This is a genomic window from Streptomonospora halophila (assembly GCF_039542725.1).
Taxonomy (GTDB): domain Bacteria; phylum Actinomycetota; class Actinomycetes; order Streptosporangiales; family Streptosporangiaceae; genus Streptomonospora; species Streptomonospora halophila.
This window is the reverse complement of the sequence record NZ_BAABIK010000009.1, coordinates 116,383-129,399: the sequence shown is the minus strand read 5'-3', so window position 1 is coordinate 129,399 and position 13,017 is coordinate 116,383. Positions and strand designations below refer to the sequence as shown.

9 protein-coding genes are annotated in these 13,017 nt (G+C 74.5%); 7 read left to right on the top strand and 2 right to left on the bottom strand.

Annotated elements, in window-relative coordinates; all coding sequences use genetic code 11:
* The first annotated feature begins 445 nt into the window (after nucleotides 1-445).
* Entirely contained in the window at nucleotides 446-2,707 is a 2,262-nt protein-coding gene (locus ABEA15_RS10145) for a terpene synthase family protein (RefSeq protein WP_345556420.1), read from the top strand.
* A 55-nt stretch (nucleotides 2,708-2,762) separates the two neighbouring features.
* Here the strand turns inward: ABEA15_RS10145 and ABEA15_RS10140 are convergent, their stop codons facing one another.
* A complete protein-coding gene (locus ABEA15_RS10140) occupies nucleotides 2,763-3,104 on the bottom strand; it encodes a DUF6507 family protein (protein WP_345556419.1) in 342 nt (113 codons plus the stop codon).
* Between the two features lie 22 nt (nucleotides 3,105-3,126).
* Nucleotides 3,127-3,630: a hypothetical protein gene (locus ABEA15_RS10135; protein WP_345556418.1), complete on the bottom strand. Its 504-nt coding sequence runs from the start codon at nucleotides 3,628-3,630 to the stop codon at nucleotides 3,127-3,129.
* Nucleotides 3,631-3,816: 186 nt separating this feature from the next.
* Here ABEA15_RS10135 and ABEA15_RS10130 point away from each other — a divergent pair, with 186 nt between their 5' ends.
* The 6 genes from ABEA15_RS10130 (at nucleotide 3,817) to ABEA15_RS10105 (ending at nucleotide 12,901) form a co-directional block, all read left to right on the top strand.
* Nucleotides 3,817-4,152: a hypothetical protein gene (locus ABEA15_RS10130; RefSeq protein WP_344142613.1), complete on the top strand. Its 336-nt coding sequence runs from the start codon at nucleotides 3,817-3,819 to the stop codon at nucleotides 4,150-4,152.
* Nucleotides 4,153-4,185: 33 nt separating this feature from the next.
* Nucleotides 4,186-4,482 carry a pore-forming ESAT-6 family protein gene (locus tag ABEA15_RS10125; protein ID WP_386698803.1) on the top strand — a complete coding sequence of 99 codons (297 nt, stop codon included), beginning with the start codon at nucleotides 4,186-4,188 and terminating at the stop codon, nucleotides 4,480-4,482.
* 341 nt (nucleotides 4,483-4,823) lie between these two features.
* On the top strand, nucleotides 4,824-5,927 hold the full coding sequence (locus ABEA15_RS10120) for a TNT domain-containing protein (RefSeq protein ID WP_345556417.1): 1,104 nt from the start codon (nucleotides 4,824-4,826) through the stop codon (nucleotides 5,925-5,927).
* 87 nt (nucleotides 5,928-6,014) lie between these two features.
* On the top strand, nucleotides 6,015-7,340 hold the full coding sequence (gene eccD, locus ABEA15_RS10115) for a type VII secretion integral membrane protein EccD (RefSeq protein ID WP_345556416.1): 1,326 nt from the start codon (nucleotides 6,015-6,017) through the stop codon (nucleotides 7,338-7,340).
* Nucleotides 7,341-7,383: 43 nt separating this feature from the next.
* Complete coding sequence (locus tag ABEA15_RS10110; RefSeq protein ID WP_345556415.1) at nucleotides 7,384-8,292, top strand: MinD/ParA family ATP-binding protein; 909 nt, start codon at nucleotides 7,384-7,386, stop codon at nucleotides 8,290-8,292.
* A gap of 3,778 nt (nucleotides 8,293-12,070) precedes the next feature.
* Complete coding sequence (locus tag ABEA15_RS10105; protein WP_345556414.1) at nucleotides 12,071-12,901, top strand: SAM-dependent methyltransferase; 831 nt, start codon at nucleotides 12,071-12,073, stop codon at nucleotides 12,899-12,901.
* Nucleotides 12,902-13,017: the final 116 nt, after the last annotated feature.

Here is a 13,017-nt window from a genome sequence, read left to right as displayed (position 1 = left end):
CGTCACTCACGCGCGCACGACCGCAGGGCAGGGGGTCGTCGTCAGGAGACCATTCGCTCCGGGTCTCCCGGTACCGGCCGTCCGATTCCGGCCAGCGCATACCGTCGTTCGCGGTCTGCCGATTCCCACGTCGCACGCACCTTGAAAGGGAACCGGCGCGCGGCCGACGATCCGTCGGCCCGGGGGTGCACCGGGTCGTCCACCGCGCTACCGCAGACACCGTCATTCTCCGTTCCATTCGCGCAATGCCACCGCTCGCCTGCGGAGGCACACCACCCGGGGAAAGCCGCGAATCGCCTGCTCCACGCATATCAGGCTTCCTCCGCCGCCACGTCTGCCTCACCTTGCGCAATCGCGAATCAGCACCTCCGCATGCGACCGAACGCCACCAATAAGATCCGGAGGGTGAAATAGCACCCGCAGGTCGACGAGAGTAGGTACGCGGATGGACGCGTTCACACTGCCCGACTTCTACCTGTCGCACCCGGCCCGGATCAATCAGCACGTCGAACGGTCCCGCCGGCACACGATGGAGTGGGCGCGCCGGATGGGCATGCTCGACACCCCGGCGCCCCGAGGTGGACTGGTGTGGGACGAGCACGACCTCGCCGTCATGGACTACGCGCTGCTGTGCGCTTACACGCATCCCGACTGCGACGGACTCACCCTCGACCTGATCACCGACTGGTACGTGTGGGTGTTCTTCTTCGACGACCACTTCCTGGAGATGTTCAAGTACACCGGCGACCTCGCCGGCGGCCAGGACTACGTCGACGGCCTCGAACGCTTCATGACCGCCGACGGCGAGGACCCGCCCGAGCCCGCCAACGCCGCAGAGGCGGGGCTGCGCGACCTCTGGCGGCGCACCGTGCCGCACATGTCCGACGACTGGCGGCGGCGCTTCATCCTCAGCACGCACAACCTGATGGTCGAGTCCATGTGGGAGCTCGACAACATCAACCGCAACCGCGTGGCCAACCCGATCGAGTACATCCAGATGCGCCGCCGGGTCGGCGGAGCGCCCTGGTCGGCCAACCTGGTCGAGGTCGCCGCGGGCGCCGAGGTCCCGCCGGAGCTTGCGGGCTCGCGGCCGGTATCCGTGCTCGTCGACACCTTCGCCGACGCCGTGCACCTGCGCAACGACCTGTTCTCCTACCAGCGCGAGGTCCGCGAGGAGGGCGAGAACTCCAACGCCGTGCTCGTCCTGGAGCGGTTCTTCGACTGCTCCACGCAGGAGGCCGCCGAGCTGGTCAACGACCTGCTCACCTCGCGGATGCTGCAGTTCGAGGACACCGCCCTGGTCGAGACCCCCGCGCTGATGGCCGAGCGCGGACTGCCGCCCGGCCGGCAGGCGGCCGTCGCCGCGTTCGCCAAGGGCCTGCAGGACTGGCAGGCCGGCGGGCACGAATGGCACGCCCGCTCCAGCCGGTACATGAACGACGGCGCCGCCGCGCGCTCGGGCGGCCTCGGCGGACCGACCGGCCTGGGCACCTCGGCCGCGCGCCCGGCCCTGTCCTCGGTCGAGCCGGGCCTGCGCCGCAGGTCGCGCCAGCACGCCCAGCCGCTGCTCCCGCAGGTCGGCGAGCTGGAGTGCGAGCCGATGTACATGCCGTTCGCCCTCGTCCGCAGCCCCTACCTGGACGACGCCCGCGTCTACGCGGTCGGCTGGGCGCGCGAAATGGGCATGCTGGAGCACGTACCCGGCACCGGCACCGGCGCGGTCTGGAACGAGCAGGACTTCCTCGACCTCGACCTCGCCTACTGCGCGTCGATGATCCACGCCGACGCCGAGCGGGAGCAGCTCTACCTCTCCAGCGACTGGCTGGCCTGGGGCACCTACGGCGACGACGCCTATCCCCGGTGGTTCGGCGCCACCCGGAACCTCGAAGCCGCCAAGCTCCAGACCGAGCGGCTGCCGATGTTCATGCCGCTGGACACCGAGGAGGACGACGCCCCCGAGCCCGCCAATCCACTCGAACGGGGCCTGGCCGACCTGTGGCTGCGCACCGCGGGCCCGATGAGGCCCGAGGCGCGCCGCAGCTTCCGCACCGCGGTGCAGGTCATGGTCGAAAGCTGGCTGTGGGAGCTGCACAACCAGGCACTGAACCGCGTACCCGATCCCGTCGACTACATCGAGATGCGCCGGCGCACCTTCGGCTCGGACATGACCATCGGACTCTCGCGCCTCGCGCACGACGAGGAGATCCCCGAGGGGATCTACGAGACTCGTACGCTGCGCGAACTCGAAACCGCCGCGCAGGACTACGCGTGCTTCCTGAATGATCTGTACTCCTACCAGAAGGAGATCGAGTTCGAGGGCGAGGTCCACAACATGGTCCTGGTCACGGAGAACTTCCTCGACGTCGGCCGCGAGACCGCGCGCGACATCGTCGTCGACCTCGCGCGCGCCCGCATGGAGCAGTTCGAGCACATCCTGGCCACCGGGCTCCCTGACCTCCTCGACGCCTGGGAGCTCGACGACCGCGCCCGGGCGGTCATCACCGGCCATGCCGAGGGGCTCAAGTACTGGATGTCGGGGATCTTGGAGTGGCACCGCGCGTGCCTCCGCTACAAGGGCGACTACCTGCGGCGCAAGCACGCCCCGGATCCGAGGGCGGGGTTCTCGTGGGGGCCGTCCGGGTTGGGCACCTCGGCGGCCCGTCTCGGGCGGTCGCCGTCGACCGCCGCGGGGGGTGTTCGCAGCTGACCCGGCGCGCGGCGGGGCCCGGCCCCGCCGCCCCTGCGGGCGGCCGCCCGCAGCCCTACAGGTCGAGTTCCTCGATGCTGCCGGCGTTGCCCTGGGCGTCGGAGGCCATCTGCAGGTTGCCGTCGAGGTAGGCGGAGGTGGCGTCGACGCAGCCCTTGATGCAGCTTCCGCTCTTGAGCACCATCTCCTCCAGCGAGGGACCGTACTCGCCGACGAACTCCTCCAGCGCGGTGCCGATGGGACCGCTGGCGGCGGCCGTCCCGGCATCGCCGACGTGCCCGCCGAACGTCTCGATCTTGGCGACCAGGCCGCCTTCGCCGTCGCCGCCGTTGACATGCCCGCCGACGGTCTGCATGACGCCGCTCACCTCGGGGGCCTGGATATCCCAGCCGCTCATGAGCCTGTTCCCTCCCGTCCTCTCAACGCCGGTCTCGGATGCTTGGGCGCTCACTGTCTGCGTTCGGTTCCACCGTTCCGCCGCCCGCGCTTCGGCCGGGCTCGGCCGACACCGGCCGCGCGGCCGCCCCCGAGCCGTCGGCGCCCGCACGGCTCCCGTTCCGACCTGCGGCGAAGCGGTCCGCGCGGAAGATGGAGGGGGGCCTCCCCGGTCGTTGGCCGCTTTCGGCCATCTGGAGCTCCGCGACCCGGTGCGACAGCTTGGTGAGACTGTCGTCGATCTGCGCCGCACCCAGCTTCACCTGGGCCGACAGCCTCCTGGTCGACGCCTTCAGGCGCGCCTGCGGGTCCCGGTCGGCCTCTCGGCCGGCCTCGGCCTCGTCGTCGGGGCCGGTGCCCTCGTCGTGCTCCGCCGCCTCGGGCGCAGCGTCGGCGACGGGCTCGGGCGGCTCTCCACCCGGGCGGCCGTGGGCGCCGAAAGCGTCCTCAGCGGGCGGTTCGGCCGGATCGAGGTGTTCGAACTTCATGCGGTCGCTCCCCAGAAACGGTGCTTCACCCACCGGCGGCAGCCGACTGCCGATCGTCATTATGACCCATATAATTATGCGGCGGTTCCTCCCTCTTTACCGTCTGCGCCTAATCGCCGGAACCGGCGACCCGGCGGAGGCGTCCAACCGCGGAAGACAGCAGGTAACCGAGGAGCAGGTGAACAGATGTCACGTTGGGACTTCGGCGATCAGACGCTGACCACCCTGACCCGCAACACCTCGGGCACGGGCGACGAGCTCAGCAGCCTGATCACCCAGCTGATCGACGCCGCCGAGCCCCTGGCCAACCGGTTCAACGGCGCCGGCAAGGCCGCGTTCGACTCCTTCAAGAGCCGCGCCGACACGATCACGGCCGAGCTCAACGCCGGTCTGACCAACATCAACCAGGGCCAGGGCGGCATGCAGCAGGCCTTCATGTCCGGTAACCAGACCATGGCCGACGACGCCAACCAGAACATGGGCGCGGCGAACTTCGACGCCGCCAAGTTCCGCACGGCCTGACCCGGCAGCGGCTGAGGAGGACCCCACATGAGCATGGGACGCAACAGCTACGACCTGGGCGCCTCGGGCGAGGCGCAGACCAACATCCAAACGGTCATGACCCGCCTGGAGAGCCTGATCGGCGAGCACCAGGGCGACGTGACCTCCGCGATGGCGGACTTCATCGCCGACGGCGTCGACGAGGAGTACAGCGCCAAGGAGCAGAAGTGGCACGACGCCGCCGAGGAGGTCCGTGAGATCATCCGGCTCGTGCGCACGACCCTGGAGAACAACGACGAGACCGCCCAGACCTCGCTGTCCAGGGCGAGCACGGCCGTGCAGAGCATCTGACCTGCAGGTCCGACCGCGCAGGCGCCCGCGCCTGCCCATCGGCGATCGCCGCGGCGCGCCGGCGCAGCCTCCTCCGGCCCCTGCCCCTGCGGCCTTCCGGGGCGCTCGGCGCGCCGAGCGCCGCGCCCCTCCGGCACCGTGCCGACCGACGGCCGCCGGAGCCTTCGGGCGCGGCACGGCACCGCCTCAGCCGCGCGCACCCGCCGCAGGGGCGCGCGGCCCGGTATGCGCCCCCGCCCCGTACTCTTGCGGGTGCCCTCTTCGTACGCCCTGCGGCCGCCACGCGGGCCCCTCCCGCGAGCACGGACCGTATCCGCAGCCCGCTCCGCAAAGGAGGCTTGATGGCCCGCGACTACGACAGCCAGTTGCTGGAGTCTGTCGCCGTGCGCCGCAAGCGGCTCCGGGAGGCGGTCCTGTTCGGTCCGCAGCGCACCCGCCGAAGGCTCGACGAGAACGTCGCCAAGATCATCGCCGGGCTGGTCATCTCCGCCGTGGTCTGCGCGGGCAGCGTGGGCTGGTCGTTCCTGCAGAGCCAGCTCAGCAGCCAGGAGGACGCCGCCCAGGCCCAGGAGCAGGCCCAGTCGCCGCCTCCGCCCGCACCGTCGGCACCCGTGCCAGCCGACTGGGTGGGCGCCGAGGTCACCATGGACATGCTCGCCGCCCAGCTCGGCAGCGCCGGAGTGCCGCCCGAGCTGTACGTGCTGCCCGACGAGCCGCGGCCCGCGACGGGCACCGCCACCAGCTACTACCTCATCACCGAGAACGAGCGGGGCTTCTCGGCGGGCATCGTCGAATACGAGCAGGGCCGCACCGGCGCGGACTTCCCCACCGAGGACGAGGCCGCCCGATGGCTCTACGGCGAGCTCGTCCTCGTCGACGCCGATCCCCGGCCCCTCAGCACCTCCGAGGAGAGCAAGGCCGCGAAGCGGACCGCCACGCTCGTCGACGACGTCGGCGCGCAGATCCGCCAGGGCAGCGGCGACGGCGTCAAGGCCACGCTGAAGCCGGGCATGCTCGTGGACACCTTCGGTCAGGAGAGCGGCTCGCTGCTCTTCCCCGACGGCCAGCCGTTCGGTGAGCGCGGCCTGCCCGAGATCGCCCGCCCTTCGGCGCCGTCCGACACCAGCCCCGCACCCGACGCCACGCCCTCCGGCACACCCGCGCCGACGGCGTCCGCACCCTCGGAGAGCGCGGACGCCGGCGCCGAAGCGGACGCGGACGCGGACGCGGACGCGGACTCCGGCGGGTACCACCGATACCGTGTGACGCACCCCTTCAAGGTCGACGCTTCGCTGTCCCCCAGCGAGGGCGCCAACCCGGGCGGAGGCGTCAGGTTCACCGTCGAGGCCGGCGGTTTCATCCAGCCTCCGGCGCTGGTGAGTATCCGCTGGCTGCTGGGCAACGGCTACCTCGAACGGGTCGAGGCGAGCGAGGTGCCCGCCTGAACCGCCGCCGCGACCGCGGCGCCGCACCCCCAAGCTCCCGCGCCGGACGCGGGGCACCGCAGCGAAGTAGTGATGGGAAAGGGCTCGATGACGTCTTGGAGCCGCGTGACACTCGTCGGTGAGAACCGCCGTGTCGACGCCGTCCTCCCGGCTCAGGAGCCGATCGGCGCGCTGATGCCCGAGGTGCTCAAGCTGCTGGGCGACCAGGGGCGCAACCCCGCCCTGCCCATGCACCTGGCCACGGCCTCCGGTGTGCACCTCGACGGCGACTCCACGCTGGCCGAGCGCCGCGTCTCCGACGGCGACGTGCTGCGGCTCGTACGCGTCGACGAGCCGGTCCCGGCCCCCGTCGTCCACGAGGTTCCGGACGCGGTCGGGGACGTCCTGGACGGCGACCTGGGCCGGTGGAATTCCGCGGCGCGGCGGTGGAGCGCGACGTTCGCCGTTGCCGCGCTCGTCCTCGCCGCGGGCTCCCTGCTGTGGACGGGCACCGGCGGCACGGCGGGCGCCCTGGCGCTGGGCGGCGGCGCGGCGGTGCTGATGGCGCTGGGCTGGACCCTGGCCGCGACCTGGCGCGAGCCGGCGGGCACCGCGCTGGCGATCGCGGGCGGCGCGCTGGCCGGCGAGGCGGTGTGGCTGGCCGCGGCGGGCTTCGGCTGGCCCGGCTGGGTGCTGTGGTGCGGACTGGCGGGCATCGTCGGAACCGCGGTCATCGGCCTGGGCGTGACGACCCCGCTGGGGCGCGGCGGAATCATCGGCGGCGCCGTCACGCTGTCGCTGACCGCGATGTGGGCCGGCGGTTCGGCCTTCGGGTTGCAGCTGTCGCAGGTGGGCGCCGTCATGGCGATGGTGTGCGTGGTGGTCCTCAGCCTCATCCTGCGCTTCGCCATGGGGATGTCGGGGCTGACGGCGCTGGACGACCGGCGCGGCTCGGGTTCGGCCGTGGCGCGCACCGACGTCATGACCGCGTTGGCGAGTGCGCACCGCACGATGACCATCGCCACGGTCGCGGCGGCGGTCTCGGCCGGGGTGGCCGGGATGGGGCTCGCCGCCGACCTGAACGGGTGGACGGCGGCGCTGGCGGGCCTGCTCGCGATCGTCGTGGGCAGCCGGTCGCGGCTGTTCCCGCTCATCCTGCAGAAGGCGCCGCTGATGGCGGCGGCGCTGGCGATCGTCGTCGCCCTGGCGGACGCCTGGGTCGACCGGTCGGCGTGGGCGCTGTGGCCCGCGATCGGGGTCCTGGTGGCGGTGCTGCTCATCCCGGCCGTCGTGCTGGCCTTCGACCAGCCCGAGCACACACGGGCACGGCTGCGGAGGATCGCCAACCGGTTCGAGGCCGTCGCCGTCGTCGTGCTGATCCCGGTGGCGATCGGCTCCTTCGGCACCTTCGAGCGCCTGATCAACACGTTCTGACCCTTGCGACCCAGCGTCGGCACACTCTCCCGGAGGCCAGACGATGCACGACAGCGCGGAACCGTCCGCCGGCAGGGCCGCGCCCCGCGCCGCCAGGCACGGTGACTCGCTGCTGCGCCGCGTCGGCCGGGGCGCGGCGCGGCCGTTTCGGCCGCCCGAGGACGTCCTGGCGCCCGTCCGGCTGGGGCGGGAGCTGCAGCGCTCGGTGATCACCGGCCGCCGCGTCGTGGTGAGCCGGCCGCACGGCTGGGCGGCCGAGAGCACGGTGACCGCGCTGCTCGCGCTGGCCTTCGCGCACTACCGCTACGACCGCGTGCTGGCACTGGACCTGGGGCCGGGAAACAGCGGGCTGGGTCCGCGGCTGGGTGCGGCCGAACCGGGGGCGCCCGGGCTGACGGGCGCCACGATCGAGTCGGACTCCTTCAACGAGGTCGCCCAGTGCCTGGAGCGGGTCGGCGAAGGGCTGTGGCTGCTGCCCAGGCTGCAGGAGGAGATCGCGCAAGGGGCGCTGGACGCCAACCGCTACCAGACCGCCGTGCTGCCGCTGACGCGTTTCTTCGGCCTGACCGTGATCGACCGCGCCGCCGACGTGTCGGACGGGCTCAACCGCGCCGCGCAGGCGAGCGCGCACGCGCACGTGCTGGTCGTGCCCTCGACCCGGGAGGGTGCGGCGAGCATCGGGCGCGCCTTCGACTGGATGACCGCCAACGGTGCCGAGTCGTTGCCGCGCCGGATCGTCGTGGTGTTCACCGAGCAGACGCGCGGGGAGGACCGCGCGTTCGACTTCCGGGGCTCGGCGGCGATCCTGCGCGAGAGCGGGGCGGAGGTGTTCCGGCTCGGCTTCGACCGCCACCTCGCGGAGGGCACGCGCATCGACCCTTCGCGCATCTCCGCCGCGACGCACGCGACGGCGACCCGGATCGCCGCGGAGTGCCTGCGGCGGTCGCTGTGAGGCGGGTGCGTCGGGTGCGGCGGGGCGGAGCCCGACCGGCCCGATCCGTGTGACGATGTCCGACGGGGAGCGTTGACGGCGCCGCCCCGAACCGACGCCCGGGGGTGCCCGACCATGCCCGACCGATCGCCGAACCGAGAGAACCCGCAGTACGGCGAGAACGAGGAGCCGCAGGAGCGGTCCCCGGCTCCGAGCGCGCCCGAGGAGCCGGACGGCGGCGCCTCCCCGTATGCGGACTTCGACGCGCCTCCGCCGCCGTATGCCCGTTACCAGGGGCCGCAGGGCCCATACGGCGGTGGCCGCCCGCAGCCGGGGACACGGCGGCCGACACACGCGGACGACGTTTCCGCCCCGGTCCGCGGCCGGCCCGCGGCGCACGGGGACGCGGGAGGCGCCGACCCGTACCGGCGGCCGGGCGGCGCTCCGGGGAGCGGCGGCGGTGCGGCGGGAGCCGGACCGGCGGGCACCGGCGCGGGCACCGGCGCCGGTGTCACTCCCGCGGGCGGCGCGCGACCGGGCGGCCCGTGGGCGGCAGAAAGCGCCGGAGGGCCCGGCGGTTCCGCAGAGGCCAAGCCAGAGGACCAGACCCACCCGCAGCAGCGCCGCACCAACCCCGCGGGCTCCGCCCCCGCCCGCCCGGCGACGGGTTCGCAAGACCCGCACGGCTCCTACGGCCCCAACCCCGGCCCCACACCTCCCGCGACAGGCCCCCAGCCCCCCGCCGGAGCCGGCGGCACCGGCTCTGGCCCCGGCAGCACGGCCGCCGGACCGCAGAACCCCGGCAACGCCCATCCCGCAACCGGCCCCCACCACACCGGCGCGGCCAGCGGCGCGGCGCACCCGCCCGCGGGCCCACAGAACCAGGGCAGCACCGGAGGCGCGGGCCCTGCGCGCCCGGCGACGGGCCCTCAGACGCCCAACGCCGCACACCCGACCACCGGGCCCCAGAACCCGAACGACCCCGCACGGACCGCGGCCGCACCCCACGAAGGCATGCCGCAGTCCCCACCGCACCACCCGACCGCGAACCCGGACCCCGCGCACGTCCCGCAGAACCCCGCACGCCCCACCACAGGCCCCCAAGACCCGAGCAGCGCCGCGGGCGCGGGCCCTGCGCGCCCGGCGACGGGCCAGCAAGCGCCCTATACCGCCCACGACACCGGCCCTGGACCCGCCACCGGCGCCGGCGCCGGCCCCGCGCATCCGACCACCGGGCCGCAAAACCCAGGCAACGCCCATCCCGCAACCGGACCGCAGCCGGCGACCGGTGCCCACGGCCCCGGGGCGGGGCATCCCGCATCGCCGCAGGACCCGTCGGGCGGCTCCCCTGCCTACGGCGGGCCCCGGCCCGAGGACCAGACGGTCCAGCTGCGGCGCCCCGGCTCGGAAGGCGCGGCGAGCGGGGGCTCCGACGATCCCGCGGGGCAGACCCAGCCGCCTTCCCTGCGCCCGTCCGCCGCGCGACGGCAGCAGGGCGGCGACGCCCAGGGCGCCCGCGAGGGCGCGCCCCGCTCCGGGCAGAGCATGCGCGAGACCGGTGAGCCGCAGTCCGCGTATCCGGCGACCGGCCGCGGGCAGGCCGGTGGCGCTCCGCAAGGCGGCGCCGACCGCCCCGCTCCCGCCCCGGCGCCGGACAGCGGTTCTCCCTCCCCGGCCGCCGACCGCACCGGGGCGCCGTACCGGCCGGGCACCCACGCGCCGGGAGGCCGCCAGGACACTCCACCCACCGCCCCGTCCAGCGCGGCGGCGGGTACGCCGCAGGCCGCCGGCACCGAGGCGGCGAAGCCCGAGGACCAGACGCACCCGCTGCAGCGCCGCGGCGCGTCCGGTCCAGCCGACGGCGCCCAGACCTCCTCCGGAACCGCCCAGGCGCCGGCCGAACCCCCGACGACCGGCTCTCAGCACCCGAGCGGTCCGCACGGAACATACGCGACGCAACCCGGGGCCGGTTCCCACCAGCCCGGCGGCCCTGCGGCGACCGGCCGCGACCAGGGCACCCCGCCCTACCACCCCCAACCCCAACAGCAGCCCCAGCCACAACCCCAGCAGCCGAGCGGACCGCAGCAGCCCCACTCCGGCACCGCATCCCAGCGGCAGCAGGACTCCACGCGGACCCCCGCCAGGCGCCCGAACCCGGCCACCAACCGGCCCGGCGGCGTCCCGCCGACGGCCGAACCGGGCAGCGGCGGCACCGGACCCGGCTACCGAGCGGGTGGGCAGCCGCACGACCCGAACACCACACAGGAGCCGCGCCCCGCGGCGGCTGGCCCCAGGGAGGCCGGCGCGCCCGCCGCATCGCAGGCCCGTCCCGGAACGGAAGCAGAGGTTTCGGCCCGTCCGGCCGCAGCCCCTCACCAGCCCGGCGGCCCTGCGGCGACCGGCCGCGACCAGGGCACCCTGCCCCACCACCCCCAACCCCAACAGCAGCCCCAGCCACAACCCCAGCAGCCGAGCGGACCGCAACAGCCCCACTCCGGCACCGCGTCCCCGTTGCCCGACCGCGCCGGTGGAACGAAGGAGCCGCGGCCGGAGGAGCAGACCATCCGGCTCCGGCCCGTCGACGACTCGGGCCCGGACGATCCGGGCGGTCCCGCGAGTGGGCCTCCGCGGCTCGCGGATTCGGCCCGGCGGAACACCGGTCGGCCCCAGGACGCGGAATCGGCCCACGGCCCCGCATCCGCGCGGCAACCCGAGCCGGAAGGCCGCAGCGGTGCGCAGCAGGCGGGCAGCGCGGGCGGGCCGCAGCCGCAGACCCCGCACGGCGGGTGGGGGCAGACCCGCGGCGACCGGCCGGCGAGCGGACCGCAGCCGTCCCGGGCGGCCTGGCAGCCGGACCCGCGCCCGCACCAGGCGGGCGGGGAGCCCTACAGCGCTGCCCCGCCGAGCGGACCGGCCGACACTGCGGCGTATCGCGGGACCGGGGCGCAGACCGCCGGGACCGCGGGCCGGGAACCGGCCTCCGGTCCGCAGCAGGCGTTTCGGCACCCGGCACCGTCCGCCGGTGCGCCGTCCGCACAGCAGCAGTGGACGCCGACGTCGGCACCTTCGGGGGGATACGCCGTCTCCGGCGGCGCGCCGGCCACGTCGGCAGCGGGCGCGGAGGCTGCGCGGGCGCCCGCGCAGCCGCCCGTCCCGGCGGAGCATCCGTCGGGCCCGCAGGCAGGACACGCCGACAGCGCGTCGGTCTCGGCGATTCCCGGCTCCGCAGAGGCCAGGGCCTTCATCGAGGGGTCCGGGCAGGCGCCGCCGTCCGCGCCTACGGCGGCTCCGCGCGCGGCCACCCGGGGCGGCTCCTATGAGCGCCGCCTGCGCGATCTGCCCGGCGTTCCGGCCTCATTGCTGCCGAGGGCCCTCTACAAGGCCACCGGCGGCAGGGTGCGCCTGGGCTCGCGCGAGGGCGCCGGGTAGGCCGCCCGCCCCGGAAGCCGGTCGGGGCGGACCGCCCGGGGCCGCGTACAACACGGCGTCGGGCCCGCCCAGATCCGGGCGCGGCCACAACCGGCCCGCGGCGGCGCGGGCGGCGACCTCCGTCCCCGGCGCGGCGGCTCCGGTCGGCCGTCCCGGCTCCGATCGCCTCCGCTGTGCTGCGGCATCGGCCCCGCCCGGCTCCCGTCGCAATGCCCGTCCGCCGCCACGCACCGGCGGCGGCCCGCCGCCCGCTGTGACGAGCGCCACCGCGCCCGCGGCCCCGACGCTACAGAAAGCGCTTGCCGACCCGGCGATGTGATGCACAATGTGCACCCCCACGACCGATTCGCCCCTCAGGAGACGGACTTCGATGAGCACCGATTCCAGCGCTGAAGGGGGCCACGGCGTCCCGACCGTAGCGAGCGCGGCCCGCCTCTACGACTACTACCTCGGCGGCAAGAACAACTTCGCCGTGGACCGCGAACTCGGCGAGCGGATCGAGCAGCAGATACCCGAGATAAGGAAGATGGCGAGCGCGAACCGGCGGTTCCTCGGCCGGGCGGTGGACTTCATGGCACGGCAGGGGATCGACCAGTTCCTGGACATCGGGTCCGGCCTTCCGGCGGAGAACCCGGTGCACGAGGTCGTGCGCCGGCGCATTCCCGAGGCCCGGGTGGTCTACGTCGACAACGACCCGGTCGTCCGGGTGCACGCCGAGGCGCTGCTGGCCGACCGCGCGGAGATCACCGGCGTCGTCGAGGCCGACATGCGCGATCCCGAGAGCATCCTCGGCCGCCCCGAGCTGACCGGCCGCCTCGACTTGAACCGCCCGGTCGGGCTGCTGCTCGTCGCGATACTGCACTTCCTGCAGGACCACCAGGACCCCTACGGTCTGCTGCGGCGCTACGTGGAGCGGCTGCCCGCCGGCTCCTATGTGGCCATCAGCCACGTCGAGAACGAGACCGCCCCCGACCGCGCGGCCGCCCTGGAGCGGTTCTACGCGAACACCAGTTCGCCCGGCCGGGCCCGTTCCAGCGCGGAGATCGCGCGATTCTTCGCCGGCCTGGAACTGGTCGACCCGCCCGGCCTGATCCACTGCGACGACTGGACCACCGAGCCCTCGCCCGTGGTCGACGCCGCCGACTACATCCCTCCGGAACAGGCCTGGGGACTGGCGGGGGTCGCACGCATCCCCGGCTGACGCCGGTGCCGATGCCGGGTCCCTCCGGGGAGCGGCGGCGCGCGGCAGTCGCCGCGTCCGGCGTCCGGCGTCCGGCGTCCGGCGTCCGGCGTCCGGCGTCCGGCGTCCGGCGTCCG